The organism is Curtobacterium oceanosedimentum (assembly GCF_020297365.1).
Lineage (GTDB): Bacteria > Actinomycetota > Actinomycetes > Actinomycetales > Microbacteriaceae > Curtobacterium.
The window spans coordinates 1-1,068 of the sequence record NZ_JAIXIG010000063.1 but is presented as its reverse complement, the minus strand read 5'-3'; the positions used below and the strand labels follow the sequence as shown (position 1 = coordinate 1,068).

The window sequence follows — 1,068 nt, the reverse complement described above, 5'->3', positions numbered from 1 at the left end:
GATCAAAGCTCGATTATCAGCTCCCCGAGGCTTATCGCAGATTTCTACGTCCTTCTTCGGCTCCAGATGCCAAGGCATCCACCGTTTGCTCTTAGAAACTTGACCACAAAGATTAAAATTGCGATCCAACGTCACCAATCAACAACCCGAAGGCTGATCATGGATGACGCGAATCAAAGATGCTCGCGTCCACTGTGTAGTTCTCAACATACGATCGGCACCAGCACTCCCCCACCAACAGGTGAGATCACACCGGCCCGACGAAGAACCAGCAACCAGAACGAACCCGTCCCAGTCACGGCTCAACCCTCAGTCCATCACAGACCGAGAAGCCTGGTCCCTCAGGACCCAACAACGTGCACCAGCCAGCAGCTCCACCCCAACCCGTTCCAACCCTGCAAGCAGGACGTACTGAGACCGGAAGCATCACTCCCAACTGCACTGTCAATGTTCCACCCATGAGCTACCCGTCGGACACGTTCGGTCCGAATCGGGCGCCTGGACACCGCAAGCGATGCCAGATGCTCCTTAGAAAGGAGGTGATCCAGCCGCACCTTCCGGTACGGCTACCTTGTTACGACTTAGTCCTAATCACCGATCCCACCTTCGACGGCTCCTTCCACAAGGGTTAGGCCACCGGCTTCGGGTGTTACCGACTTTCATGACTTGACGGGCGGTGTGTACAAGGCCCGGGAACGTATTCACCGCAGCGTTGCTGATCTGCGATTACTAGCGACTCCGACTTCATGAGGTCGAGTTGCAGACCTCAATCCGAACTGAGACCGGCTTTTTGGGATTCGCTCCACCTTACGGTATCGCAGCCCTTTGTACCGGCCATTGTAGCATGCGTGAAGCCCAAGACATAAGGGGCATGATGATTTGACGTCATCCCCACCTTCCTCCGAGTTGACCCCGGCAGTCTCCTATGAGTCCCCGGCATAACCCGCTGGCAACATAGAACGAGGGTTGCGCTCGTTGCGGGACTTAACCCAACATCTCACGACACGAGCTGACGACAACCATGCACCACCTGTACACCGACCACAAGGGGGCGACCATCTCTGGCCG

At 56.2% G+C, this 1,068-nt stretch carries 2 rRNA genes; both read right to left on the bottom strand.

The window, feature by feature from the left end:
- Positions 1-105, bottom strand: a 23S ribosomal RNA gene (locus LEL83_RS15765); the annotation flags it as partial.
- Positions 106-532: 427 nt separating this feature from the next.
- Positions 533-1,068 (bottom strand): 16S ribosomal RNA (locus LEL83_RS15760); the annotation flags it as partial.